Raw genomic sequence first — 23,626 nt, forward strand, 5'->3', positions numbered from 1 at the left:
CTTCGGCGGGCTGAGTGTTCAGCCTGCCGTTTTTCACACTGACAGCAATGAGGTGACCAGCTATGAACAATGAAAAACGCGTCTGGTGGAAGGAAGCGGTGGTCTATCAGATCTATCCCCGGAGCTTCGCGGATTCCAACGGCGACGGAATCGGCGACCTGAACGGAATCACGGCGCACCTGGACTACCTGAAGAACCTGGGGATTGACGTCATCTGGGTTTCCCCGGTATACGCTTCCCCGAACCATGACAACGGGTATGATATTTCCGACTACCGGGCCATCATGAAGGAATTCGGCACGATGGAGGATTTCGACCGGATGCTGGAAGGAATCCACGCGCGGGGCATGAAGCTGGTGATGGACCTGGTGGCCAACCATTCCTCGGATGAGCATGCCTGGTTTGTGGAAAGCCGGAAGGGAAAGGACAATCCCTACAGGGACTACTACATCTGGCAGGACGGGAAAAACGGCGGACCGCCCAACAACTGGGGATCCTGTTTTTCCGGGTCGGCCTGGGAAAAGGACGAGGCCAGCGGTCAGTATTACCTGCACCTGTTCACAAAGGAACAGCCGGACCTGAACTGGGCCAATCCCAAGGTCCGGGAAGGCGTGTTTGACATGATGCGCTGGTGGTGCGACAAGGGTGTGGACGGCTGGCGCATGGACGTGATCAGCATGATCGGCAAGGAAAACTTCGAGGACGGTCCGGTAGCGCCCGGAGCGCTGTACGGCAGCTTTGAACCTTCCTGCCAGCATACGGAAACCACCCACCGCTACCTCCGGGAGATGCGCCGGGAGGTGCTGGACAAGTATAACCTGCTGACGGTCGGCGAGGCCGGCGGCACCGTGGAAGGCGCGATCCGGTATGCCAATGAGGACGGCTCCGAGCTGGACATGATCTTTTCCTTTGAGCATAATGACGGACTGAACGACGGCACGGAACTGGGCAAATGGAGCGATCACGGTGCGCCGCTGAAGGACGTCCGGGCGGCTTTCAACCGCTGGCAGACCGGCCTGCAGGGCAGGGCCTGGAACACGGTATACCTGGGAAATCATGACCAGCCCCGGCAGGTCAGCCGGTACGGCAACGACAGCGAGCTTTTCCGGGCGGTCAGCGCCAAGATGCTGGCCACCATGATCCATATGATGCGCGGTACGCCCTATGTATACCAGGGAGAGGAACTGGGCATGACCAACGCCTACTTTACCCGCTTGGACCAGTATGAGGATGTGGAAGTTCATAACGCCTGGCATCAGTGGGTGGAATCCGGTCTGGTGGACGGCCAGGACATGATGCGCTGGTTTGCCCGCATTGCCCGGGATAACGCCCGGACGCCCATGCAGTGGAACGCGGAGAAGCATGCGGGCTTCACGACCGGGACCCCCTGGCTGCCTGTGACCGGCAACTATCCGATCATCAATGCCGAGCGGGAAGTCAACGATCCGGACAGTGTGTATCATTATTACCGGAAGCTGATTGAACTGCGGCATCAGTATCCGGTGATCGTATACGGTGAGTTTGTGCCCATGCTGGAGGAGGATCCGGAGGTATATGCCTACGCGCGTGTACTGGACGACGTCCGGCTGACGGTGCTGCTGAACTGGACCGAGCGGACGGTTTCCTGTCCGCTGACGGAGGAATTGTCCGGCCAGGAACTGATTTCCAATTATCCGACGCATCAGGCCGGAAAGCTGCAGCCCTATGAAGCACGGGTGATCCTGAGCAAAGGATAAGCTTTTCAGAGACAAGGGAACATCACACAATCCACCCGCCGGTTTCGGCGGGTGCTTTTTGCAGTGCTGAAATGCAAAAAATGAAACGCAAAACCGAATGAAAATGAAAAGGATTGCGCAACATGAAAAAGAATGTGAGATAGTCACTTGAAAAAGAAAAGTGCAAACGTTACAATGGATACAATACGTCGAAAAGGAGACTACGCGAATGAGCTTTCCGAAGAATTTTCTCTGGGGCACCGCGACTGCCTCTTTTCAGATCGAAGGCGCATGGGATGAAGACGGGAAAACCCCGAGTATCTGGGACGAGTTCTGCGAACAGCCCGGTGCGATCAGCGATCATTCCAACGGTAAAACAGCCTGTGACCACTATCACCGGTTCAGGGAAGATGTAGCCCTGATGGCGGAATACGGCATCAAAAACTATCGCTTTTCCGTTTCCTGGCCGCGGATCCTGCCGGAGGGAACCGGCAGGGTAAACGAAGCGGGCGTTGCGTTTTACAATACCCTGATTGACTGCCTGCTGGAGTATGGCATCCGGCCCTGGATGACGCTGTATCATTGGGATCTTCCTGCCTGCCTGGAACGGAAGGGCGGCTGGGTGAGCGAACAGATGCCGGAGTGGTTTGCGGAATACACCGGCGTGCTGGCGGAGCGCTTCGGCGACCGGGTGAAGGATTTCTTTACAATCAATGAGCCCCAGTGCATTATCGGCCTGGGCTATATGACGGGCGGATTCGCGCCGGGCCTGAAGCTGGGCCTGAAGGAGCAGGTGACGGCCTGCCATAATCTGCTGAAAAGCCATGGCCGGGCCTGCCAGGTGCTGCGGGAAAAGGTGAAGGACGTCCGCATCGGTTACGCGCCCTGCGGCGCTTCCGTGATGCCGAAGGATGAACAGAATCCCGCGGATGTGGAAGCGGCGCGGAAGGCCTATTTTGCGGTGGAAAAGGACAGCCCCTCTTTCTCTGTGGCCTGGTTCAGTGATCCCGTGATCCTCGGAACCTATCCGGAGGACGGCCTGAAACTGTACGGACAGTACCTGCCGGAAGGCTGGCAGGAGGATATGAAGGTGATCTGCCAGCCGCTGGATTTCTATGCCCAGAATATCTATGAGGGCCGGGAAGTCCGCGCGGCAGAAAATGAGGATGGATGGGAAACCGTGCCTTATCCGGCAGGACATCCCAGGACCGCGTGCGGCTGGCCGGTTACCCCCCGGGCCCTGTACTGGGGACCGCGTTACCTGTGGGAACGGTACCATGTGCCTTTCCTGATCAGCGAGAACGGTATGTCCAGCCACGACAGCGTGATGCTGGACGGCAAAGTGCATGATCCGCACCGGATTGATTACCTTCACCGGTATCTCCGGGAGCTTCGGCGCGCCTCAGAGGACGGGGTGGATATCCGGGGCTATTTCTGCTGGAGTCTGATGGATAACTTTGAGTGGGCCAGGGGCTATTCCGAACGCTTCGGCCTGGTGTATGTGGATTATCCTACCGGCAAACGCATTCCCAAGGACAGTCTCGCCTGGTATGGGGAAACAATCCGTACCAACGGCGAAAACCTGTAAATTCCATGTATATGAAAGCGCCTTCCCGGGGACATTCCGGGAAGGCGCTTTGATTGTTTGGATTATATGCAGACGCCGGCTTCCGCCGCTTTTCCGGCCACATAGTCATAGGCCCGGCGGTATTCCTCAAAGGTGGTCATGTGCTCCAGCAGGACGGGAGCGTCCGCGGGCAGGTACCGGTCAATGATTTTCAGCACCCGGACAAAGTCCAGGGAGCCCTCGCCGGGAGAGCATTCATTCAGCACGGTGGTCAGCTGCATCGGATCCATCCGGGAATCCTTCAGGTGGGTGCTTTTGATATACGGCCCCAGCTTGCTGAAGCATTCCTCAATAAAACCTTCTGCGTCCAGGAAACGTCGCGGACAGTTGATCATATTCACAAAATCCATGTGAACCGCAAACTGCTTCCGGTCCACGTCCTGCATCAGCTGCAGGTAAACCTCCGGGCTGTCGGGAATCATCCACGGCATGGGCTCCAGGCAGTAGAAGGCCTTTTTCGGGTTGGCCCGGTCGATGATTTCCCGAATGGAGGAAACCAGCCTCCGGTACATGGCTTCCGAAAAGTTGCCGGGATCCGCGGCATCCCAGCCGAAGGGACTTTCCGTACCGGCGATGTTGATGCAGCAGGGAATGGAGAATTTGTCTGCCAGCTGAAGCTGGCGGACGGCGTAGTCCAGGCTGGCCGGGCCGGTGACCGGATCAAAAGGATTCCGCCAGACGCCTACCTCCGCAATGGCCGCGTCGTGCTTTTCGACGATGCGGAGGAGCCGTTCGGTTTCCTCCCGGGGAGTTTCGCAGGTGAACGGCGCGGTGATGGCCCGGAAACCGGACTGAACCAGTTTATCCTCCCATTCCGCCGGATGATCGCAGCAGACTGTTCCGCCTAAACGCATAGGGTATCCTTTCCGCGGGGGACTGCCGTCCGCCGCTGTCGGTGATCATATTGGAAAACGAATCAATTCATCCGATAGTATACCATATCCGTATACGGCCGAAAAGCAGGCGTGAAAGACTTGTGAAGGCCCCTGTTTTGTGGTAAGGTATCCATAACGTAAGATGAAAAAGAATGCAGCCCTGATCACAGACGGGGGAAGCTTTTTGATAACCGGATGAGGGGGATAGATTGATGCGGAAACTGATCGCACTGCTGCTGATGCTTGCGCTGCTGGCCGGACTCGTATCCACAGCAGCGGCGAAGACGGCTTATACGCTGGATATTTACTGGATCGCGAATAAGGATGATCCGGCGATCCGTGCCGGGGTGGAAGAAGCCATCAACGCATATCTGGCCGAGCTGTATGAAAGCCGGCAGGTGACAGCCAATATGCAGGTCTCCTTCCATCTGGTTCCCTGGGATCCGGCCTGGACGGAACAGGCGATCGGCGCGCTGATGAATGATGAGAAGATCGACCTGATCTTTACCGCGGACTGGGAAGGCTATGTGCAGGAAATCCAGGAGCGGAAACTGGTGCCGCTGGGCGACCTGTTGGACAATTTCGGCTCAGGTATCCTGGCGAACCTGCCGGCGGATTTCCTGGAGGGCGTAAAGTATAACGGGCAGATCTACGGTATTCCCACCAACAAGGAACTGTGCGTCCCCACGGGACTGATTGTAAACAAGACGGCTGCGGCGCAGATTGGCTGGGATCCGGACAAGGATCCGGTCAGGACGACCGAGGAACTGGAACCCTATCTGGCAAAATACAAGGCGCTGTATCCGGACAAATATCCCTATCTGATGGAACAGGGCCGCTGGTCTGATGAACCCTGGGGCCACGACTGGATCGGCCTGCCCGGCGACGTGCTGTCCATGAAGTTCGCGATGGACGAAAGCGGAAAGTATGATGAGACGGTCTACAGCATCTATGAAACGGATCTGCAGGAAGCCCATATCCGCCTGATGTACCGGTGGGCACAGCTCGGCTATATCGCGCCGGACGCTGCCACTTATGACTATAACGGCATCTTCGGTACAGGAGATTTCCTGGTGTTTACCCAGCCCCTGAAGGGAAACGGCATCAAGTCCACGGAAATGTACGCGGCCAACAAGGCGGCAGGCGTGCCGGAGTTTGAATGCACGGAAATTACGCTGCAGGAGCTGTACAAGGTGACCTGCCAGGCCGGCGGCTCCATGTTCGCGATTCCGAAGAGCTGCAAGAAAAAGGACGTGGCCATGCAGTACCTGAACCTGATGCACAGCGACGCGACGCTGGTAAACCTGATGCTTTTCGGCCAGGAAGGCGTCAACTATATCAAAGTGAATGACACGCAGGTGGAGCTGGTGGAGGCTGCCAACTGGTACGGCCTGCACGGCGGAGCCTGGACTGTCGGGGATACCGCGCTCCAGTATGTGCTGACGTCAGAAAAACCGGACAAGAATATCCTGCTGCAAGAATACGGAAACGACGCGCCGAAGACGGCGTCCTACGGTTTCCGGTTCAACAAGAAACCGGTGAAGGAGATCGTGGACGCGATGGAAGCGGTTGTGGAAGAGTTCAAGCTTCCGCTGATGGTCGGCGCGGTGGATCCGGATGATCCGGAGAAGGGTATTGAAGCTTTCCGGAAAGCCCTGAAGGAAGCCGGAATTGACGAACTGAAACGGGAAGTGGAAGACCAGTACGAGATCTGGACTATTGAGACAAAGAAGTAAAAGAAAGCGGCGCTCCGGAAGGAGCGCCGCTTTCAATTCATAATTCACAATTCATAATTCATAATGAATGCTCTGTTTTCCTGCAACAGTCAGACTGGCTGCACAGGGAGCAGCTGCCGCAGGTGCCGCAGGTACCGCAGCAGCTGCTTTTTCCTTCTGCCTTTCTTTTCCGGGTGCGGTAAAAAGCGAAGGCTGCGATACCGGCGATCATAAGTACAATCAGGATATCCCAGATATTCATGGGGGAACCTCCTCAGAAAATCAGTCCGATGAGCCGGATAATCAGGGCGGCGACCCAGGCGATGGCGCACTGCCAGAGGACCACGCCCAGCGCCCACTTGCGTCCCAGTTCCCGGCGGATGGCGGCGATGGCAGCCACGCAGGGGGTATACAGGAGACTGAAGGCCAGCATGGAGGCGGCGGTGACGGAACCGAGGGCGGCCAGTCCGCCGCCGAAGAGGGTTTCCATGACGGAGACCACGCTTTCCTTAGCCATGAAACCGCTGATCAGCGAGGTGACGATGCGCCAGTCGCCGAGGCCCACGGGAGCCATGACCGGTGCCAGCAGGCCGGCCACGGCGGCCAGGATGCTTTCATGGGAATCGGTCACCAGGTTCAGCCGGAAGTCAAAGCTCTTCAGGAACCAGACGACGATGGTGGCGATCAGGATGACGGAGAAGGCGCGGTGCAGGAAATCCTTGGACTTTTCCCAGAGCAGCTGGGCCACATTCCGGGGACTGGGGAAACGGTAGTTCGGCAGCTCCATCACAAAGGGAACCGCTTCGCCCTTGAACAGGGTGTTCTTGAACAGGAAAGCCGCGGCAATACCTGTCAGGATGCCAAGCAGGTACAGGGCGGTAATGATCAGCCAGCCGTACTGCGGGAAGAAGGCACTGACGAAGAAGCCGTAGATCGGCATCTTGGCGGTACAGGACATGAAGGGGGTCAGCAGGATAGTCATCCGGCGGTCCCGGTCGCTGGGCAGGGTCCGGGTGGACATGACAGCCGGCACGGTGCAGCCGAAGCCGATCAGCATCGGTACGATGCTCCGGCCGGACAGGCCGATACGCCGCAGCAGTTTGTCCATCACAAAGGCAACCCGGGCGACATAGCCGCTGTCCTCCAGCAGGGACAGGAAGAAGAACAGGATCACGATGATCGGCAGGAAGCTGACCACAGTACCCACGCCTTCAAAGATGCCGTCCAGCACCAGGCTCTGGATCCGGTCGTTGACATTCACGGCTTCCATGCCCTTCTGCACGCCGGTCTTCAGCATGTCGATACCGCCCTCGAGCAGGTCCTGGAAGAAGGGGCCGATCAGGAAGAAGGTCAGGAAAAAGACCAATGCCATGATCAGGATGAAGAGGGGAATGGCGGTATGCTTTCCGGTCAGGATCCGGTCGATTTTCTCGCTCCGTATCCGTTCCTTGCTTTCCTTCGGCTTGATGACGGAAGCGTCGCAAACCTTCCGGATGAAGGCAAACCGCATATCGGCTATGGACGCGCTGCGGTCCATGCCGCGCTCCTTTTCCATCTGCAGGACGAGATGGTCCAGGGTTTCCCGCTCGTTTTCATCCAGCTCCAGCTGGTCTGCCAGCAGCGGGTCGCCGACGATCAGCTTGCTGGCGGAGAATCGGACGGGCAGCCTGGCGCGTTCCGCATGGTCTTGGATCAGGACGCTGACGGCATGCAGTGCGCGGTGAACGGCACCGCCGTGATCCTCAATGCCGCAGAAATCCTGTTCCACAGGTTTTTCCTGATATTTTGCCACGTGGATCGCGTGACGGATCAGTTCGTCCACGCCCTCGTTCTTGGCGGCGGAAATCGGTACCACCGGGACGCCCAGCATGGCTTCCATGACGTTCACGTCTACGGTGCCGCCGTTGCCCCGCAGTTCGTCCATCATATTCAGGGCAACCACCATCGGGATGTTCATTTCCAGCAGCTGCATGGTCAGGTACAGGTTGCGCTCGATATTGGTGGCGTCCACGATGTTGATAATGGCTTTCGGATGCTCCCGGAGGACAAAGTCCCGGGAAACCAGCTCCTCGCTGGAGTAGGGGGACATGGAGTAGATGCCGGGGAGGTCGGTGACCAGCGTATCGCTGTGACCGCGGATCACGCCGTCTTTCCGGTCCACGGTGACACCGGGGAAATTGCCCACGTGCTGGTTGGAACCGGTCAGCTGGTTGAACAGGGTGGTTTTGCCGCTGTTCTGGTTGCCCACCAGGGCAAAGGTCAGCTTTGTGCCGTCCGGCAGCGGATCACCGCTGCCCCGGGGATGGAAACGGCCTTCTTCACCCAGGCCGGGATGCTCCTGGGAACGCTGGGCTTTCTTTTCCTCGTCAGCGGCTTTCCGGCTGACCGGGGAAATCTCTATCTGCTCCGCGTCTGCAAGGCGGAGGGTCAGCTCATAGCCGTGGATCCGCAGCTCCATGGGGTCTCCCATGGGAGCCAGTTTGATAACAGTAACTTCCGTTCCGGGAATAACGCCCATGTCCAGGAAGTGCTGGCGCAGGGCGCCTTCACCGCCGACGGCTTCGATAACGGCGGACTGGCCGGGGTGCAGCGCGTTCAGTTTCATAATGGATATCCCTTTCTTTGTCACTCTGGACATCAGGAGGGAACCAGATATTCTCCCCGATGCCGTGTGCATTTTACTACAATTGACCATAGATAGCAATATCTAACAAAAGTTTGTTTAAACAAACTTAATAAATTAGACCTGCTTTTTTCCGGTGTTGGCAGATAATGCATTTTTACTTACAATAAAACGGATGTGAAAAGTTTATTTTTTGCCCGCTTCTTCGTCTAATCATGATGAAGGGAAGGTTGAGAACGGATGCAGGAATTCAGGGAGGCGGAAGACACCCGCAGGGAACGGCTGAGCAGCCTGGTGCTTCTGTATGAAAAAGACATGCTGAAGCTGTGTTTCGTATACCTGCGGGATATGGAACTGGCCCGTGACGCCCTTCAGGAAAGCTTCCTGAAGGCTTACCGATTCCTGGATTCCTATCAGGGCGGCGCGTCTGAAAAAACCTGGCTGACCCGGATTGTGATCAACACCTGTAAGGATTTCCGCCGGTCCGCCTGGTTCAGGATCGGCCGGCAGGCCGTTTCAGCCGATTCCCTTCCGCTGTCTGTTCCGCCCCCTGACGTAGTGCATATGGACCTGATGACTGCCATTATGAAGCTTCCGGTCAAAAACCGTGAAGTCATCCTGCTGAAGTACCAGCAGGGCTTCAGCAACCAGGAAATTGCCGATCTGCTGCATCTTTCCCCGATGGCGGTTTCCAAAAGACTGCATCAGGCCTATGACCGGATGAAGATGAATCTGGAAGAAGGAGCATCCTATGAAGAATGAAGAAAAAAGGGATCAGATGATCCGTGAAACCTTTGATCAGTGCCTCTCCGGGATTGATTTGCAGCCTTCCGTGCTTCCGGAGATAGAGCGGAAGATCGAAAAAACAAAAACGCCGGAACGGAAACGGATTCCGCTCCGGATTCCCGTGATCGCGGCGGCAGCAGTGGTGCTGGTGTGCGTGTGGTTTTTTGCGGGAAACAAAAAATGGGAACTGTTCAGCCAGCCGGACCGGCTCAGTACAGACAGCCGTTATACGGTGCAGCCGATGGAAACAGTCCTGTCCGAAGGGGCAGAGCGGGAAACCGCTGAAGAAACGCCCGGGACAGAGGTTAAACTGAACGGTATTCAAACCATCCGGAAAGAAGACGGGACGCTGCAATGCCGGATGGACGGGCTGGTCTACACGCTGCGGGACGATAAAACGGCGGTACTGTCTGGAGTTTACTTTGTTTCGCGGAAAGACCCTTATATCCTGGATATTCCGGAAAAGGTGGGAGAATATACCGTAGTTGCGCTTGCGGATGATGCACTGAGTTCGGTGAATGCACTTGCTGCCGTCCACCTTCCGGAAACCCTGACAACAATTGGGTTCTACGGCTTTGCGTACAATCCTGTCCTGACAGAGGTCACTTTTCCCTCAAGCCTGCGGACTATTGAGTGGAATGCCTTTATGGAATGCACCAGCCTGGCTTCCGTTACATTTGAGGAGGGCGTGGAAACAATCCAGTCCGGTGTGTTCAACGGCTGCAAAAGCCTGAAGTCCATCGTCATTCCGGACAGCGTCACTACCCTGGAAGGCGGGGCGTTCTCCGCCTGTACCGGCCTGGAGGAAATTGTGCTTCCGAAGGGGATCACGGAGCTTGGACAGGAAATGTTCAACAGCTGCTCAAGCCTGAAACAGATTGAAATTCCGAAGGGTGTGACCGTTGTCGGAAACAGGGCCTTCAAAGATTGTTCTGCCCTGGAATCGGTCGTCCTGCCGGAAGAGCTGGTTTCTTTGGAAAACGGAGCGTTCAATGGCTGTAAAAGCCTGAAGTCCGTGGTGATTCCGGAAAAGGTGACGGCAATTGAAAACGGCACCTTCAACGGCTGCACCAGCCTGAAAACCGTTGTCCTTCCGGAAGGGTTGACAAGCATCGGCAGCAGGGCGTTCTACAATTGCGGAAGCCTGTCCATTCTTTCCCTGCCGGACAGCCTGGCTTCCATCGGAAGGGATGCTTTCGGCGGCTGTGATGAGCTGCTCTGCGTTGTATCTGACGGTTCCGCCGCGATGCAGTACTGTGAGGAGAACGGAATTAAATACACAAAGCGCTGAAGGTATTCTTTGGGGAATCCGACCGGCTGTGCTGCGGTACAGCCGGTTTTTTCACGGGCTGAAGATGTGTTTTTGTTCGCCTTGAAAACCGTACCGGGAAAGGATACAATATCTGTATCAACCGGAACGGAGAGGAAAGAATGGCACTGACAGCCTATTGCAAGAAATGCGCCAGGGAAGTGGACGCGGGGGAAATCTGCCCCTTCTGCGGCAGCCGCCTGGGGAAAAACGCGGCTCATGCTGCCTGGTGCGTGGAGCGTACCCCGGTGAAGGACTGGATGTGCTGGAACGCGCTGATGCGGGTGCTCCTGCCTGCGGCGCTGTTTATCCTGCTGCTGGTGCTGGCGGCGGAGGGGATCTCCGGTGGCGTCGCCGCGGTTGAGAAGATGCTGGTTTCCGGCTTTCCGGCAGTGCTGCTGAGCCTACTGGGGGCGATTGTGCTGCTGGTGTTTGCTGCTCTGCTCCTGCAGGGAAAAGAGCTGGCGGACTTTGTGGCGGACAACCGCGGGATTCATGAAATCCACTACCTGCCCAATCCCACGCCGGTCAAGCTGATTGCCCGGCTGCGCTCCCCGGCGCAGATGCGGAACGCTGCCCAGGGAAGCAGCGGCCTTGTGCTGAAGCTGAGTGAAAAGCACCTGGCGTGGAAGGATGTTGCCCGGGTGCAGCTGTGGCCGGAGAAGTGTATGATCCTGTATTACGCGCCGGCTTGGTGGGTACGGATCGCTGCGGCCTGCACGCCCTTTATCTGGGATGATGTGATGAGCATAACCCGGGAAAAGCTGGGCAAGAAGCGGAAGGTGAAGCTGCCGTCCTCCCTGGTGATTCCCGCGGAACAGCGGACACGGCGCACGGTTTCCCGGCCGAGGTATACCCCGGATCCGGGCCCGGAGGATTCCCCCGGACAGCTGAGCATGGATACCCTGTTTGACGCTCCGCCTGTGGATGATACGGAGCAGAACTAAGACATATAAAAAGACCCTGCCGCGGCAGGGTCTTTCTGTATCTTTTTTTCAGTTTCCGAGGTAAGCTTTCTGGACGTCGTCGTTCTGCAGGAGTTCGGAGGCGTCGCCGGACATGGCGATCCGGCCGGTCTCCAGCACATAGGCGCGGTCCGCCACGGAAAGCGCCATCTGGGCGTTCTGTTCCACCAGCAGGATGGTTACGCCGGATTCATGCAGCTCCTGGATGATATCGAAGATCTGGTCCACCAGGATCGGGGCGAGACCCATGGAAGGCTCGTCCAGCATCATCAGCTTCGGCTTGCTCATCAGTGCGCGGGCCATGGCCAGCATCTGCTGCTCACCGCCGGACAGGGTGCCGCCGATCTGCTTTTCCCGCTCTTTCAGGCGGGGGAAACGGCGGAACACGTCCTCCAGGGAGGCTTCGATTTCTTCATTGGGACGGCTGTAGGCGCCCATCTCCAGGTTTTCCCGTACGGTCATGTGCTGGAAAATGCGCCGGCCTTCGGGACAAAGGCTGAGGCCCTTGAAAACCATTTTGGAGGCGCCGGTGCCGTCCACGGGGACGCCGCCCAGAACAATGGAGCCCTGACGGGGTTTCAGCAGTCCGGCAATGGTATTCAGGGTGGTGGACTTTCCGGCACCGTTGGCGCCAATCAGGGTTACGATTTCGCCCTCATGCACTTCCAGGCTGATGCCCTTTACCGCATGGATGGCGCCGTAATATACATGCAGGTCCTTGACCTTCAGCAGGGGCAGATCCTGATTTTTGATTTCGCTCATTTTCCGCCCTCCCTCTTTTTGCCCAGGTAGGCTTCGATGACGTCCGGGTTGGCCTGGATTTCATCGGCTGTACCTTTGGCGATGATCTTGCCGAAGTTCAGGACGCAGATGCCTTCGCACACGCCCATGACCAGGCTCATGTCATGCTCGATCAGGAGAATTGCGATCTGGAACTGATCCCGGATCTTGGCGATATTCTCCATCAGTTCTTCTGTTTCATGGGGGTTCATGCCCGCGGCAGGCTCGTCCAGCAGCAGCAGCTTCGGGTCTGTGGCCAGGGCGCGGACAATCTCCAGGCGGCGCTGGGCGCCGTAGGGCAGGCTGCCGGATACTTCATCCGCCAGGTCCTGCATGCCGAAGATGTCGAGCAGCTCCATGGCCCGCTCATGCTGGCGCTTTTCCTGCTTCCAGTAACGGGGCAGCCGCAGGATGCCGCTGAACATATCATATTTGATCTGGTTGTGCAGGCCGATGCGCACGTTCTCTTCCACAGTCATCTTGTCAAACAGGCGGATGTTCTGGAAGGTACGGGCGATGCCCAGCCGGGAAGCCTGTACGATGCTCATGCCGTGCAGGTCCTTGCCGTCGATGAGCACGGCGCCGCTGGTGGGCTCGTACACCTTGGTCAGCAGGTTGAAGACCGTGGTCTTGCCAGCGCCGTTGGGGCCGATCAGGCCGGCGATTTCGGTTTTACCGATGGTGATGTTGAAGTCGTCCACGGCTTTCAGGCCGCCGAACTCAATGCCCAGATGACGGGTTTCCAGCACCGGGATCTCATTGATGTCCCGCTCCGGAACGATGGAATGAGAAGGAACCGGAACCATTTTGGTATCGGAACGATGTCTCTTAACCTCTGTCATTTGGCGTCACCTCCTCCGACGGATTCCTTGTGTTTTCCGTGGAACAGATTTTTGATCGGCGCGAAAAGCCGGTTGGCGATCGCGCGGGTGGTCGGGTTGTTGGTGAAGATCATCACCAGGATCAGCACCACCGCGTATACCAGCATGCGGTAATCCGCGAACTCACGCAGGACTTCCGGCAGCACGGTCAGGAAGGTGGCGGAGATGATGGAGCCCAGTACATTGCCCAGGCCGCCCAGCACCACGAAGACCAGCACGTTGATGGACTGGTTGAAGGTGAACTGCGTGGGAACCACGGTGGAGGAGTTCAGTCCGTAGAGGGCGCCTGCCATGCCGGCCAGCACCGCCGCGGTCACGAAAGCCATCATCTTGTAGCGGGTCACGGAAACGCCCATGGATTCGGCGGCGATCCGGTTGTCCCGGGTAGCCTGGATGGCACGGCCGGCGCGGGAGTTGACCAGGTTCAGCACCACAATCAGGGTGATCATGATCAGGACAAAGCCCACGGTGAAGGTGGAAATCGGCTTGATCTTGACCGCGCCCTTGGCGCCGTCCACCAGCATGGTGACGTTCTCGGGCAGGTTCTTGTTCAGGAAGGAGAACCGCAGTTTCCCGTCGGCAGTCCCCACATACAGAACGTTCACCAGGTTCCGGATGATTTCACCGAAGGCCAGGGTAACGATGGCCAGGTAGTCGCCCCGGAGCCGGAGAACGGGAATGCCGATCAGCACGCCGAAAATACCGGCAAGGATGCCGCCGGCCACAATGGCCAGAACAAGCCGCAGGGTGGTATCCTGCATATCAAAGGCAGCCAGGAGCCAACCGCTGACGATGGCGCCCGTATAGGCACCGATGCTCATGAAGCCGGCATGGCCGAGGCTTAATTCTCCGGAGAAGCCGATGACCAGGTTCAGGGAAACGGCCATCACGATCCAGGAGCAGATCGGAACCAGCTGTCCCTTCAGGGAACGGCTGATTGATTTGGTGGCGATCATGTTCTGGAGGATCAGGAAAGCACCGATGACCAGAGCGAAGGTGATCAGGTTGTAGATGAGGCGTTTGCGTTTTGCTTTTGTCATTTTCCTCACCTCACACTTTCTCACGCATGGGCTTGCCCAGCAGTCCGGCCGGCTTGAACAGCAGCACGATGATCAGCACGGCGAAGACGATGGCGTCTCCCAGCTCGGTTGAAATATAGGCTTTGCCGAAAATCTCGATGATTCCAAGCAGTACGCCGCCCAGCATGGCGCCGGGGATGGAGCCGATTCCGCCGAATACGGCGGCGGTGAAGGCTTTGATACCCGGCATGGAACCGGTGGTGGGCTGCAGGATGGGATAGGAGGAGCACAGCAGGATGCCGGCGATGGCAGCCAGCGCGGAACCGATGGCAAAGGTGAGGGAAATGGTCCGGTTCACATTGATGCCCATCAGTTCAGCCGCACCCCGGTCCTCCGAAACACAGCGCATGGCTTTGCCCAGCTTGGTTTTGGAGGTAAACAGGGTCAGCAAGACCATGATGACGATGCTGACCAGGATGGTGATCAGGGTTGCGGAGGAAATGTTGATCTTCCCCAGGTGCAGCGAAGTGCTGTTGATGAAGGTGGTGGGGAAGGACTTGGGGTTGGCGCCCCAGATCATCAGCGCGATGTTCTGCAGCAGGTAGCTCATGCCGATGGCGGTGATCAGCACCGCCAGGGACGTAGCCTGGCGGAGGGGCCGGTAAGCCAGCCCTTCGATGGTGATGCCCAGGATGGTGCAGACCAGCATGGCCAGCAGGAACGCGAGGACCGGGGGGATGCCCCAGTACTGCAGGCCGCAGAAAGCGATATAGGCGCCGACCATGATGACATCGCCATGGGCGAAGTTCAGCATCTTGGCGATGCCGTAGACCATGGTATAGCCCAGGGCGATGATGGCATAGATGCTGCCCAGGCTGAGGCCGTTAATCAGATTATCCAGAAAAATCATACAGATATTTTCCTCTCAGGAAAGAGTACTGGTAAAAGGTTCAGATACGGATTTCGGAATGGGCCAGAACAAGCGAAACCGGTCCAGAAGAGGACCGGTTCGCGAAAAGGTGACCGGGGAATCAGTCTTCGAAGACGTACACACCGTTGACGATGGTAGCAGCCATAGGCGTCTTGGTAACAGCGCCGGACTCGTCCCAGGTCATGGTGCCGGTCAGACCGGTAACTTCGATTTCCTTCATAGCCTCAATCAGCAGGTCGCAGGCATCTTCGGGAGCCATATCGGAGGTGATGCCGGCTTTTTCAGCGGCAGCAACCAGGATATAGATGCCGTCATAAGCATCCGCCGCGAACTGGATGGGGGTCTCGTTGAACTTCTCCTGATACTTGGCAACGAAGCTCTTGACCTTCTCGTCTTCAGAGGTGGCAACGAAGGGGGTCAGCAGCATGACGCCTTCCGCCAGGGAGGTGTCGAAGCCTTCCACGCTCAGGATGCCGTCCATGCCGTCCACGCCGAAGAAGATCGGCTTGTAGTTCTTGTCGGCAGCGGTCTTCAGGATCAGGGAAGCGGGGGTGTAGTACATGGGCAGGAAGACGATTTCAGCGCCGGCTTCCTGGGCCTTGCCAACCTGAACGGTGAAGTCCGTGGTTTCATCGGTGAAGGTTTCTTCGCTGACGATTTCCAGACCCAGCTCAGCGCCCGTCTTCACGAAGGTGTCGCGGATACCGGTGGAGTATACGTCGGCGTTGTTGTAGATCACGGCGACCTTGGTGCCCAGCTTGTGATCGGCAATGTACTGCGCGGAAGCGGAGCCCTGGTTCGGGTCGGTGAAGCAAACCTGGAAGACGTTGTCCTTATCCTCGATAACAGCGGTGGAGGAAGCGGAGGGGGTCAGGAAGAATACACGGTCGGTGTATCCCTGGGCACCGGCGGCTTCGCAGGGCTTGGAGGTGGTGGATCCCAGGATCATCTGAGCACCAGCGTCCAGCGCGGCGTTGTAGGCGTTGATAACCTTTTCAACGTTGTGCTCATCATCTTCGTTAATCAGTTCAATGGTGAATTTGCCGCCTGCGGCATTGATTTCATCCACGGCGATTTCGGCACCGTGCTGGGTGGCCAGGCCGTACAGGGCGGCGGCACCGGTGGTCGGTCCGATATGGGCAATCTTCAGGGTGACTGCCTCTTCAGCAAAGGCGGAGCAGACAGACAGTGCCAGCATAAGGGCGAGGACCATAGCGATAAGCTTCTTCATGTGGGTTTCCTCCTTATATACTAATGTAACAAAGCGCCTTTACTTTGTATCGAACATTATACACTAGATTTTTGGCGAGTAAAGCACAGAAAGCCTGTTTTTTGTTCGTTCTTTGTATTCTTGACAGTCCTGAGCTTTCCCGATAAAATATTGTAGATATCCTGTATCCATCCATATTGACACGTCCGGCGGGTTTTCCGGCGGGGGAAGGAGGAAGGAGTTCTACGCTCCGAGACAATATGAACAGGAAACGTTTATTCCTTGCACTGGCGCTGGGGGTCGTGCTGGTTTTACTCTGCGCGTCTGTTGCGCTGGCAGCGGATAGACCAATCAAGGTCTCCATGGAATTCAGCAAATATAAATTATCCGGACCGGAAACAATCACTGTTTCCATCACGGTAACCAATATCGGGGACGGGGATCTGCCTGCCCCGGTGACGCTGTATTTTCCGGACGGCAGCAAGATCGAGGACTTCGGTTCCCCGACGCTTTCTGTCGGAAAGAGCAAGCGCTGGACCGGCGACTGGGATGTGACCCAGGAAGAGCTGGACGCCGGCAAGGTGACCTTCTCCGTACGGTATTCCGCCTATGACGGCCCGGCCGGCGATGACGGAGAACCCACCCTGAAGGCTCACAAGCTGAATTTCTCCAAGGACGTAACCAATCTCGGCACTGATCCGCAGATTACCGTCAAGAGGACGATTACGCCCACCACCGCCCAGAAGGGACAGGAAGTCAGCGTTACCTATGAGGTGACCAACTCCGGCGACGTGGAAGTTACCTCCGTGAACATCAAGGAGAATGCCGGTGTTTCCGCCAAGTCCGGAACCATCGCATCCATTGCTGTCGGCGCGACGGAAAACTATACCTTTACCACCACCATGGGGACAAAGGATATTACCAGCGCGGCGACTATCTCCTTCAAGGCCGGCGGCAAAAGCTACACCAAGAAGGTTGAAAGCACCACGATCAAGTACGGTGAAGTGAAGCTTTCCGCCACGCTGAAGGCGGACAAGAAGGGCGGAGCGCCCGGCGATACCGTCAAGCTGACCCTGACGCTGAAGAATTCCGGCACGCTGGACTTTACCAACGTGACCGTAACGGACCCGATCCTGGGCACCGTGTTTGAAAACCAGGAAGTGAAGGCCGGCAAAGACCTTACCCTGGAAAAAGAAGTGACCGTGACCGAAACCCAGGAGCTGCAGTTCACCGTCAAGGCGGATGAGAGCACCGGCAAGGGCGTGGAAACAGCCACCGGCCGGATCAAGATTACCGCCATGGATCCGTCACAGCTGATTGCCCTGAGGGTGGAAGCTGAGGCTGACCGCGACGTGATCTACAAGCGTCCCGGCACCGTCCGTTTCTCCGTGACCGTACATAATGACAGCGCCGTGGAAGTGAAGAACATCTCCGTCAAGTCCGGAGACGTCACGCTCTACAGCTTTGCCAGCATTCCCGCCGGACAGAGCGCCTCCTTTATCCGGGATGTGGACGCCAACCTGACTGACAAAATGACTTCCGGCACCTTCCGGTTTGTTGCTTCCTGCAAGGACCAGCTGGACCAGGTGCTGACCTTCAACAGCAACGATATTGTCATCAATTATGTGGAGCAGACGCCTGCGCCGACCGAGCCGCCGCAGGTGACACCGCCCAAGCCCGCGGAAGAGCCGCTGCCGACCGACCAGCCCGAACCCGAATGGCTGGGCCAGGCGGAAACGCTGGCTGACGGAGCCAAGTGGATCTTCGCGGCGGTTGCCGGTATCCTGCTGATCCTGCTGCTGATCGGTGCGGTTCGCCGCGGTAAGAGCCGGAGCGAATCCAAGAAGGCCATGGACCATCTGGACGGCGCCAACTACCGTGATTACAGCACGGCGCCGAAGCGCGGCAAGCGGAGTGAGATCTCCAACGGCGGAACCGAAGAAGAAAAGCCTGCTGCCGAGGAGGAAAAGCCCGAGGCGAAGGAAGAAGTGGAGAACACGGTCCAGAGCAGTGAGCTGATGGCCGAAACCCTCCGCAAGCTGTATTCCGACAAGACGGAGGAAGCGGCGGAAGTCGTAACCGAAACCGTTGAGGAAGCGGCTGAAGAAGCAAAAGAAGCAGTGGCTGAAACGGCTGAAGCAGCTGCCGAAACGGCTGAGGAAGCGGTTGAGGAAGTGAAAAAGGCCGCGGAAGAAGCGGTTGGAACACGCCGCCGCCGGGGCCGCAAACAGGAATAAGGATAAAAAGCTGAACATGCCGGAGCTGTAAAAGGCTCCGGCTTTTTTTGTGCGCCCTGGAACAGGGAAAATGCGGTGGGACAAGCTTGCGTCACAAGGGCTGGAGGTGGTATACTAACCTGTAATGCTTTGCCCGTTTGAACGGGCAGTGAAGGAGTTATCAATGCTTGATTTTTTGAAGAAGATCATGGGATCGGGAAACGATGCCCAGTTAAAGAAACTGGAAAAACCCGTACAGGCGGTCATGGCGCTGGAGGAGGAATACCGCGCGCTGACCGATGAACAGCTGCAGGCGAAGACCGCTGAATTCAGACAGCGGCTGCAGAACGGCGAAACCGAAGACGACATTCTCCCGGAAGCTTTTGCCACCGTCCGCGAGGCTGCGGACCGCGTGCTGGGAATGCGCCCCTTCCGGGTACAGGTGCTGGGCGGCATCGTGCTGCACCAGGGCCGGATCGCGGAAATGAAAACCGGTGAAGGTAAAACCCTGGTGGCCACCATGCCGGCTTACCTGAACGCCCTGTGCGGCGAAGGCGTCCATGTGGTGACGGTGAACGACTACCTGGCCCGCCGCGACAGTGAGTGGATGGGCAAGGTGTACCGCTTCCTGGGCCTGAGCGTCGGCCTGATCGTGCACGACCTGGAGCCGGAAGAACGCCGTGCGGCCTATGCCTGCGATATTACCTACGGAACGAATAACGAGCTGGGCTTTGACTACCTGCGGGACAACATGGTCATCCGCCAGGACAACCTGGTGCAGCGGGGCCACGCTTTCGCCATCGTGGACGAAGTTGACTCCATCCTGATCGATGAAGCCCGTACGCCGCTGATCATCTCCGGCCAGGGTGAGAAGAGCACGGAGCTCTATGACCGGGTGGACGCGGTCATCCGCACCATGAAGCCCGGCGTCCACTTTGAAGTGGAAGAAAAGAAAAAGGTCGTTACCCTGACGGATGAAGGCGCCCAGAAGGTGGAAAAAGCCTTTGGCATCGAGAACATCAACGATCCGGACAACAGCGAGCTGAACCACCATGTGCACTGCGCCCTGCGTGCCCATAACCTGATGAAGCGGGATGTGGACTATGTGGTGCAGAACGGCCAGGTTATCATCGTGGATGAATTCACCGGCCGCCTGATGATCGGCCGCCGCTACTCCGAGGGTTTGCACCAGGCCATTGAGGCCAAGGAGCATGTGAAGGTGGAGCGGGAAAGCAAGACCCTGGCCACCATCACCTTCCAGAACTATTTCCGTATGTACAAGAAGCTGTCCGGTATGACCGGTACGGCGAAGACGGAAGAAACGGAATTCCAGGGCATCTACGCGCTGGATGTTGTGGAGATCCCCACCAACCGGCCGAATATCCGTGTGGACCAGGAAGACATGGTCTACAAGAACAAGGCTGCAAAATACAACGCGGTTGTGGCGAGCATTGAGGAATACCACGCCAAGGGACAACCGCTGCTGGTCGGTACCATCAGCGTGGAAGTCAGCGAACTGCTCAGCGACATGCTGAAGCGCAAGGGCATTCCCCATGAAGTGCTGAACGCGAAGAACCACGCCAAGGAAGCTGAAATCGTGGCCCAGGCCGGTCACTGGGGCGCTGTGACCATCGCCACCAACATGGCCGGCCGCGGTACCGATATTTCCCTGGGCGGCAACCCCGATTACCTGGCCCGCCGCGCGCTCCGGCAGGAGGGTGTGGACGAGGAGATCATCGAGGAAGCCGTCGGCCACAACGAGCATGTGAGTGACGAGGTGTTGGAAGCGCGGAAGCGCTATCAGGAGCACTATGAGCGCTTCAAGGTGGATACGGACCGGGAGCACGAGCGGGTGCTGCAGACCGGCGGCCTGCATATCATTGGTACGGAACGCCATGAAAGCCGCCGGATTGACAACCAGCTGCGCGGCCGCTGCGCCCGTCAGGGCGACCCGGGTTCCACCCAGTTCTTTATCAGCCTGGAGGATGACCTGATGCGCCTGTTCGGCAGCGAACGGATCGGCGTCATGGTGGACCGGCTGGGGCTGAAGGATGACGAACCGCTGACTGCCGGCCTGCTGACCAAGCAGATTGAGAACGCCCAGAAGCGGATTGAAAGCCGGAACTATGAGACCCGTAAGCACGTGCTGGAGTATGACGACGTGATGAACCGCCAGCGCGGAATCATCTACGGACAGCGCCGCCGGGTGCTCATGGGCGAGAATGTGCGGGACAGCATCCAGCGCATGACGGATCATGTGATCGACTTTGCGGCAGGACGCTGGATGAACGGGGAAGAACCTGCTGAATGGGAGTGGAAGGAAGCCACCAACTACCTGGAAAACCTGTGCTGCCATCACGGCGCGCTGGAAGCCAACCGCGCCATTGCCATGGAGCAGGAAGACCGGAATGCTTTCATCGAAGCCCTGAAGGAAGATGCCCGGAAGTTCTATGAAGAGCGGGAGCAGCTCATGGACAGCATCCATGTGGATATGCGTGAGCTGGAGCGGGTTATGCTGCTGCGCAGCGTGGACACCCGCTGGATGGATCATATCGACGCCATGGATCAGCTGCGGGACGGTATCGGATACCGTGCGTACAGCGGCAAGAATCCCGTTACGGAATACCAGATTGAATCCGGCCATATGTTTGAGGAACTGAACCACCTGATCCGGGAGGATACGGTTCGCCGGGTCTACCAGACCAAGGTGGAGGTCACGCCGGAACGGGTGCAGACCGCAAAGCCCACCGAAGCCCGGATGGCCGGCGACGGTCCCCGGCAGCCGAGAAGGGTCAAGCCCTCTGAAAAGATCGGCCGGAACGATCCCTGCCCCTGCGGCAGCGGCAAAAAGTACAAGAACTGCTGCATGCTGAAAAATGAAGGCTGACGCCTCATTTTGAATTCATAATTCACAATTCATAATTCATAATGAATTGTGCGATATCCGGACAAACACGGAGAACAGGGGATTATTCATATGTGGAATACAAGAAGGTAGACAGGAACTGCTGTTATCAGGAAAGACACTCATAATTCTGAATTCTGAATTCTGAATTATGAATTGATTTTTGCCGGAGGTGTAAATTATGTTGGAACTTGAACAATACGCACAGGATATTACGGGGATCCGGAAGAGCATCCTGGCTGCCGGAGAGGCGCTGCATATCGATCATATGAAAGAGCAGATCGATGAGCTGACCGAGGAAATGAACCAGCCGGAATTCTGGAACGATACAGAGCGCTCCACCCGGGTGAACCAGAAGCTGGGCCACCTGAAGAACAAGCTGGCTCATTATGAAGGCCTGCTGAGCACTGCCGATGATATCGATACGATGATGGAGCTGGCCAAGGAAGAAAACGACGAGGAAATGGTCCAGGAGATCGGTACGGAACTGGCCAGCCTGAAGGAAAAGGCGGACGCGCTGGAGCTGGAAACCCTGATGCGGGGCGACTATGACGACAATGACGCCGTGCTGAGCCTTCACGCCGGAGCCGGCGGAACCGAGGCCCAGGACTGGACCCAGATGCTTTACCGGATGTACACCCGCTATTGTGAGCGGATGGGCTTTGAGGTGAAGCTGCTGGACCTGCTGGATGGAGACGAGGCGGGCATCAAGAGCGTGACCTTTGAGGTCAGCGGGGATCATGCCTACGGTTATCTCCGCGGAGAGAAGGGCGTGCACCGGCTGGTGCGCATCAGCCCCTTCGACGCCAACGCCCGGCGGCATACCAGTTTCTCCAGCCTGGACGTGGCGCCGATGATTGAGGATGACGGCGACGAAATCAAGGTTGATATGAAGTATGTGCGGGTGGATACCTACCATTCTTCCGGCGCCGGCGGACAGAACGTTAACAAGACCAGTTCCGCTGTTCGTATGACGTACGTCAAGGACGACGTGACTATCGTGGTTGCCTGCCAGACTGAACGTGACCAGGTGCAGAACCGTGCCACCTGTATGAAAATGCTGAAGGCCAAGCTGCTGGAACTGAAGGAACGTGAAAAGGAACAGCAGATGGCGGACATCAAGGGCGAGATGAAGAAGATCGAATGGGGCAGCCAGATCCGCTCCTACGTATTCCAGCCCTATACCATGGTCAAGGATCACCGCACCAACTACGAGAGCGGCAACATTGACGACGTGATGAACGGAAACCTGGAAGGCTTTGTCACTGCATACCTGAAGATGCAGTAATCAAACCAATGAACCATGGATTCATGAAAACCGCTGCCGCCCGGCTGTGCGGATTCCTGCTTGTATGGGCAGTGATCCTGTTTACGCTGGCGGCAGCGGTGTACGGTATTGCCGGGGACGGAGATCTGCTTTCGCGGGAGATGCTCCGTCATGCGCCGCCGGAAACAACGGGTCTTCCGGAGAAGGAATACCCGGGAGTCGGGCGGATGACAGCCGCCTACCTGACCGGACAGGAAGAGAACTTCCAGTATATCTGGACGGACGCGGACGACCGCGGATATATCGGCTTTCAGGCGCATGAAGCGGACCATATGGCGGACTGCCGGGGACTGATCGGCCTGGCAGGAACGCTGCGGTGGATCACCGGTGCGGCGGCACTGCTGCTGGCCGGCATCGGCATCCTGCTTCGGAGTTGGAAAGCATTTGCCGGCGGAATGCTGACAGGGCTTTGCGCGGCAGGGGTGCTGGTTGCCGGTATCGCGGTATGGGCGCTGGTGAATTTTGACGGCCTGTTTATTACGTTCCACCGGGTGGCCTTTACCAATGAGGGCTGGCTCCTGGACCCACGGACGGACCTGCTGATCCGGCTGATGCCGGTCCATTTCTTTGTTTCGCTGGGTATCCGGATTATGATTTGGATTCTTGCTGCAGGATTTGTGCTTTTTTGTACAGGAAAATGCATACATCATGCAGAAATAAGAAGTAATAACGGAAACGGACAACTCCAGAGCAATGATTGCGTTTAGGATAGAGAACGAGGAAAGATAATGAGAAAGACGCA

The 23,626-nt window shown here is 57.3% G+C and carries 18 protein-coding genes; 10 read left to right on the plus strand and 8 right to left on the minus strand.

Annotated features, from left to right (window positions below; all coding sequences use genetic code 11):
• Nucleotides 1–62 precede the first annotated feature (62 nt).
• Both JRC49_08430 and JRC49_08435 read left to right on the plus strand, forming a co-directional pair.
• Entirely contained in the window at nucleotides 63–1,736 is a 1,674-nt protein-coding gene (locus JRC49_08430) for an alpha-glucosidase (GenBank protein ID QTE69840.1), read from the plus strand.
• Nucleotides 1,737–1,944: 208 nt separating this feature from the next.
• Nucleotides 1,945–3,303: a beta-glucosidase gene (locus JRC49_08435; GenBank protein ID QTE69841.1), complete on the plus strand. Its 1,359-nt coding sequence runs from the start codon at nucleotides 1,945–1,947 to the stop codon at nucleotides 3,301–3,303.
• A 62-nt stretch (nucleotides 3,304–3,365) separates the two neighbouring features.
• Here JRC49_08435 and JRC49_08440 read toward each other — a convergent pair whose 3' ends face one another.
• A complete protein-coding gene (locus JRC49_08440; GenBank protein ID QTE69842.1) occupies nucleotides 3,366–4,196 on the minus strand; it encodes a sugar phosphate isomerase/epimerase in 831 nt (276 codons plus the stop codon).
• Nucleotides 4,197–4,429: 233 nt separating this feature from the next.
• Between JRC49_08440 and JRC49_08445 the strand changes: the two genes are divergently transcribed.
• Nucleotides 4,430–5,953, plus strand: coding sequence for an ABC transporter substrate-binding protein (locus JRC49_08445; GenBank protein ID QTE69843.1), 1,524 nt, complete (start codon nucleotides 4,430–4,432; stop codon nucleotides 5,951–5,953).
• A gap of 58 nt (nucleotides 5,954–6,011) precedes the next feature.
• Here JRC49_08445 and JRC49_08450 read toward each other — a convergent pair whose 3' ends face one another.
• Nucleotides 6,012–6,194, minus strand: a complete 183-nt coding sequence (locus tag JRC49_08450; protein ID QTE69844.1) for a FeoB-associated Cys-rich membrane protein — start codon at nucleotides 6,192–6,194, stop codon at nucleotides 6,012–6,014.
• A gap of 12 nt (nucleotides 6,195–6,206) precedes the next feature.
• Complete coding sequence (gene feoB, locus JRC49_08455) at nucleotides 6,207–8,537, minus strand: ferrous iron transport protein B (protein QTE72848.1); 2,331 nt, start codon at nucleotides 8,535–8,537, stop codon at nucleotides 6,207–6,209.
• Nucleotides 8,538–8,795: 258 nt separating this feature from the next.
• On the opposite strand from feoB, the gene JRC49_08460 reads away from it, so the two are divergent.
• From JRC49_08460 to JRC49_08470, 3 genes are all read left to right on the plus strand, one after another.
• Nucleotides 8,796–9,317 carry a sigma-70 family RNA polymerase sigma factor gene (locus tag JRC49_08460; protein ID QTE69845.1) on the plus strand — a complete coding sequence of 174 codons (522 nt, stop codon included), beginning with the start codon at nucleotides 8,796–8,798 and terminating at the stop codon, nucleotides 9,315–9,317.
• Entirely contained in the window at nucleotides 9,307–10,632 is a 1,326-nt protein-coding gene (locus JRC49_08465) for a leucine-rich repeat domain-containing protein (GenBank protein QTE69846.1), read from the plus strand. Before JRC49_08460 ends, JRC49_08465 begins: the two co-directional genes overlap by 11 nt.
• A gap of 140 nt (nucleotides 10,633–10,772) precedes the next feature.
• Nucleotides 10,773–11,597 carry a hypothetical protein gene (locus JRC49_08470; protein QTE69847.1) on the plus strand — a complete coding sequence of 275 codons (825 nt, stop codon included), beginning with the start codon at nucleotides 10,773–10,775 and terminating at the stop codon, nucleotides 11,595–11,597.
• A 48-nt stretch (nucleotides 11,598–11,645) separates the two neighbouring features.
• Here the strand turns inward: JRC49_08470 and JRC49_08475 are convergent, their stop codons facing one another.
• From JRC49_08475 to JRC49_08495, 5 genes are all read right to left on the minus strand, one after another.
• On the minus strand, nucleotides 11,646–12,347 hold the full coding sequence (locus JRC49_08475) for an ABC transporter ATP-binding protein (GenBank protein ID QTE72849.1): 702 nt from the start codon (nucleotides 12,345–12,347) through the stop codon (nucleotides 11,646–11,648).
• 26 nt (nucleotides 12,348–12,373) lie between these two features.
• Nucleotides 12,374–13,237, minus strand: coding sequence for an ABC transporter ATP-binding protein (locus JRC49_08480; protein QTE69848.1), 864 nt, complete (start codon nucleotides 13,235–13,237; stop codon nucleotides 12,374–12,376).
• Nucleotides 13,234–14,316 carry a branched-chain amino acid ABC transporter permease gene (locus JRC49_08485; protein ID QTE69849.1) on the minus strand — a complete coding sequence of 361 codons (1,083 nt, stop codon included), beginning with the start codon at nucleotides 14,314–14,316 and terminating at the stop codon, nucleotides 13,234–13,236. Before JRC49_08485 ends, JRC49_08480 begins: the two co-directional genes overlap by 4 nt.
• Before the next feature lie 10 nt (nucleotides 14,317–14,326).
• Nucleotides 14,327–15,205, minus strand: a complete 879-nt coding sequence (locus tag JRC49_08490; protein QTE69850.1) for a branched-chain amino acid ABC transporter permease — start codon at nucleotides 15,203–15,205, stop codon at nucleotides 14,327–14,329.
• 121 nt (nucleotides 15,206–15,326) lie between these two features.
• Nucleotides 15,327–16,457, minus strand: coding sequence for an ABC transporter substrate-binding protein (locus JRC49_08495; GenBank protein QTE69851.1), 1,131 nt, complete (start codon nucleotides 16,455–16,457; stop codon nucleotides 15,327–15,329).
• 239 nt (nucleotides 16,458–16,696) lie between these two features.
• Here JRC49_08495 and JRC49_08500 point away from each other — a divergent pair, with 239 nt between their 5' ends.
• From JRC49_08500 to JRC49_08515, 4 genes are all read left to right on the plus strand, one after another.
• The gene (locus JRC49_08500) at nucleotides 16,697–18,673 is read left to right on the plus strand and encodes a hypothetical protein (GenBank protein QTE69852.1); all 1,977 of its coding nucleotides are present in this window, start codon (nucleotides 16,697–16,699) and stop codon (nucleotides 18,671–18,673) included.
• 163 nt (nucleotides 18,674–18,836) lie between these two features.
• Nucleotides 18,837–21,539 carry a preprotein translocase subunit SecA gene (gene secA / locus JRC49_08505; GenBank protein QTE69853.1) on the plus strand — a complete coding sequence of 901 codons (2,703 nt, stop codon included), beginning with the start codon at nucleotides 18,837–18,839 and terminating at the stop codon, nucleotides 21,537–21,539.
• Nucleotides 21,540–21,738: 199 nt separating this feature from the next.
• On the plus strand, nucleotides 21,739–22,845 hold the full coding sequence (gene prfB / locus JRC49_08510; GenBank protein ID QTE69854.1) for a peptide chain release factor 2: 1,107 nt from the start codon (nucleotides 21,739–21,741) through the stop codon (nucleotides 22,843–22,845).
• 23 nt (nucleotides 22,846–22,868) lie between these two features.
• Nucleotides 22,869–23,591, plus strand: a complete 723-nt coding sequence (locus JRC49_08515; GenBank protein ID QTE69855.1) for a DUF1461 domain-containing protein — start codon at nucleotides 22,869–22,871, stop codon at nucleotides 23,589–23,591.
• The last annotated feature ends 35 nt before the right edge of the window (nucleotides 23,592–23,626 follow it).

Source organism: Clostridiales bacterium FE2011 (assembly GCA_017569305.1).
Classification (GTDB): domain Bacteria; phylum Bacillota; class Clostridia; order Christensenellales; family Aristaeellaceae; genus Aristaeella.